This window comes from Sphaerochaeta sp. S2, from assembly GCF_016406725.1.
Lineage (GTDB): Bacteria > Spirochaetota > Spirochaetia > Sphaerochaetales > Sphaerochaetaceae > Sphaerochaeta.
The window spans coordinates 1-3,725 of record NZ_JAEKNT010000025.1; the positions used below are offsets into that span (position 1 = coordinate 1).

The following is a 3,725-nucleotide window of genomic DNA, read 5'->3' on the forward strand; positions in this document are numbered from 1 at the left end:
ATGAAGGATGTGAAACCGGATATTCTGATTACCGATATCAGGATGCCGTTTGTTGATGGTCTGAGCCTTTCCAGAATTATCAAGAAGATTCTTCCCTGGATTAAAATAATCATAATTTCAGGTCATGATGAGTTTCAATACGCACAAGAAGCTATATCAATCGGTGTCGACGAATATATACTTAAACCTATTACTGCCTCCGATATGCTCTCTACACTCAACAAACTGGTTGATAGGATTGAACAAGAGAAGCGACATCTCTCAAGTATAGAAAATCTGAAACTACAGGCCCAGTCCAATTCGGACCTGATCAAGGAACGCTGGCTGTGTGACTTGGTAACCGGAATTGTCAAGACCGAGGATGCGCTTGAGAAAGCTGGTGATATGGGCATAGATCTTATCGCACATGGGTACCTTGTAGCGATCATCAAGCTTTCCACCTCAAGCGAGAACTATTCTGAATTGATCACCGCCAAGATCCATATAAACAGTCTTATTGACAATCAGGAAGAGGTGTTATGTTTTTCTCAAAGCAGGGATTCATTCATCCTGCTGTTGAAGCAGCTTGTATCCGAATCACTCGAAGAGACTGCTTACACCTTAGGACAGGCGATAAAATATGAGGTTGAACGAAACACGGACTGTATGGTAGCCATTGGGATAGGCTCATTAGTGGAGAGAATCGGAAGCCTCTCTCAATCATTCGCCGAAGCTGAACAAGCTGTGAATTTTTCTGTGAAGACCGGTCAGAAACTGATCATCGGAACACATGACCTGAATGCCTTCTCCGAAATTGATTTCTTGAAACTGGACGGGAGTCCCATATCGGAGCGGCTGAAATATGTGAAGAAATCTGGTGTTGATGAGATCATTGCCCAGTATATTACCATGATCGGAGACCACCCGTTCGAAACTACGCTCATAGGGTATTACCTTCTCTATGATCTGATGGTTGCTATATCAAAGATCATTGATGAATTGGGCGGTGTTTCCCAGGATGTTATTCCATGGTTGTCACAGAAAACGCAACTTTCAGAGATTGCGAGTTCAAAAGAGACGTTCTGCGAAGGGGTGAAATTGATCCTCGATACGTTCATCGATTTCAGGGAGTCCAAATCTGCAGGAAAGTATTATGAAATGATCCAGAAGGCAAAGCAGCATATTATCCTTCATTTTGCCGACCAGGATATTTCCCTGCATTCAGTGGCATCAATCGTAAACGTGAGTCCAAACCATTTCAGTACCATCTTTTCCCAGGAGACCGGGGAGACCTTCATTGAATATCTTACTCGGGTCCGTATCAATAAATCGAAAGACCTGCTGCTGACGACAGCGCTCAGAAGCGCAGACATCGCATATGAGGTAGGATTTGGAGATCCCCATTATTTCAGTTTCATTTTCAAGAAACATACAGGTATCTCCCCCCGGGAATTCAGATCCGGAGGGAAATGCCAGAATTGAAGAAGTAGTCCCTCTGTAGCCTTTACGGCTCCCTTGGGTCTTCACTCTTTTCTTTCCCTGACAGTCGTAGCCAAGGCGGAAGAGCTATACTGAATTTCCTCCTGTCACGGAGCGACATGATTACGCTTTGCAGCACAATGAAGAAATACAAGAGGAGTCCGCTTACCATAGCTTGCCAGTTAGATTGAACGCCTGCTGCTCGGATCAGCTCATTAATGATCAAAAGGGTCAATGTCCCTATTGGAGCCCCAAGCAGGTTCCCTACCCCACCATTAAGCAATGTACCGCCTATGATAGCCGATGCTATTGCTTTCATTTCTGCTCCTGCAGCATTTCCGACATTGCCTGCTCCTGTGGTCATGATGTAGACAAAACCTGCAATACCGGCAGTCAATCCACTAATCACATACGTGATGAAGATCGTTCTCTTAACATTGATACCGAGCATCATTGCACTATGGGTATTTCCACCAACGGCGTATACATTCCGCCCAAAACGCGACCATTTCATAAGGGATGCAAGGATGACGAGAAGGACAATAAAGATCAGCGTACCTGGCTTTATTTCACACGGAATAAATACCCCCAGTCTGTTTCTTGTACCTAGCCATGCAATCACGATATCAAAATCCCTCAAACTCACAAATGCAGGCATGGTTACGTTGATCGGATCCTTATGGAGTGTAGTCAGGAGCCCTTGTGCCAAGAACAACCCAGAGAGCGTAATGATAAATGGTTGGATCTCAAGATAGGCAATAAGATATCCTTGCAGAATTCCAAATGCAATACCGATACCCAGCGCAACAAGGATGGCTCCCCCAATACTCCCCATCCTGGATTCCAGGAAGACTGCACAGGCCATTGTTACCAAACCAGTCACTGATCCGATGGAGATATCAATACCTCCTCCGATCATGACGATACATAAGCCGAGGGTCATGATAATCAGTGGTGCATTTAGGTTAAATAGGTCGAAAAATGTCTGAAATTGCAGAAAACTATTGGGGAAAGTGATGATTGCAAACAGGTACATCAGTACAAAGATGACCGCAGCTATAAGAAACAGAATATTTGAATTTGATAGTCTTGCTTTTGGTTTGATTACGTTCACAGATGCCATCCTATTCCCCCTGCTTCCTGGCTATATTTGTGGTGGAGATTGGTCCCTTTTGCTGGCTTGAAGAAAGTCTCCAGGAGCGGAACCTATCCAGATTCTTGCTCATGAAAGCCCTGACCACCGGAGAGGCAACCACCATAAGAATAATAATGAAAACAGCCTTGAATACCTTGATCATCGCTGGATCTATCTCCAACCTGAGTAGGGTCCTGTTCAGCATCTCTATCGTATAGGCACCAATAATGGAACCGGTAATGCTGAACTTTCCACCGCCCAAAGAGTTTCCACCGATAGCCACGGCAAGTATTGCATCCATCATGATCAGTTTGAGCAAGTTGACGCTGTCGTGACGGCCTGCCTTGTTCACGGCAATAAAGCCGGCCACCGCAGTACATATTCCCATGATCAAGAAGGTCAGGAATATGATTTTCTTTGGATTGATACCGTTCAGACGCGCCGCGTTCGGGTTTATTCCAACAGTCTCTACATAGAGTCTGAGATTTGTGGTCTTGAATACCACTGCCACGATAGCGATAAAAACAGCAGTAAGGATTATTGCTGTCTGCACTGGTACACCCGGTATCACCGTACCAATTTTATTCGATATATCGTTAGCTAGGATGGGAGAGAGTTTCCCGTCGATCATGAAGGCTATGGACCGGCCACCGGTAAAGAGTATAAGGGATGCAACCATTGGTTGAACCTTGAATACCGAGACAAGGGTACCGTTGAATGCTCCAAGGACCAAGCCCATAAGACAACTCAAGAGGAAACCCACAATGATGGTAAACAACGTGACCTCACTGGCCTGTAGGACATACTGGACAAATACAGCGGAAGTAATGGTGGCACTTACCCCGATGCTGATATCCTGCCCTCGTGAGGCTCCCGTTACCAGCGTCATACCTATGGATAGAATGACCAACTCAGAGGCACCGAAGAGGATATTCGGTATATTGCCGTAGAATGCTCCGTTGACCATGCTGATGGTGAAATAATCGGCACCCTTTATCAGATTGATGACAATGAGAAGCGCCATCACCGAGAGAGGAAGAACCAGGTGAGAAATGTTCTTTTTCATGTTGCTCATTTGTTCTTTCCCCCCTGTGCTATTATTGTCTCTTATATATATTTGAAGCCGCCGATG

General features: G+C 45.2%; 3 protein-coding genes. 1 reads left to right on the plus strand and 2 read right to left on the minus strand.

Translation table 11 applies throughout. The features are described 5' to 3' along the window. Positions 1-1,461 (plus strand): helix-turn-helix domain-containing protein (locus JF818_RS00595; protein WP_198890062.1); only part of this gene is annotated, 1,461 nt, incomplete at its 5' end. Between the two features lie 22 nt (positions 1,462-1,483). On the opposite strand, the gene JF818_RS00600 is transcribed toward JF818_RS00595, so the two are convergent. Then, positions 1,484-2,581 (minus strand): ABC transporter permease, encoded by a 1,098-nt coding sequence (locus JF818_RS00600; protein ID WP_198890063.1) that lies wholly within the window; start codon positions 2,579-2,581, stop codon positions 1,484-1,486. Between the two features lies 1 nt (position 2,582). After that, positions 2,583-3,668, minus strand: coding sequence for an ABC transporter permease (locus tag JF818_RS00605; protein ID WP_198890064.1), 1,086 nt, complete (start codon positions 3,666-3,668; stop codon positions 2,583-2,585). Positions 3,669-3,725 lie beyond the last annotated feature (57 nt).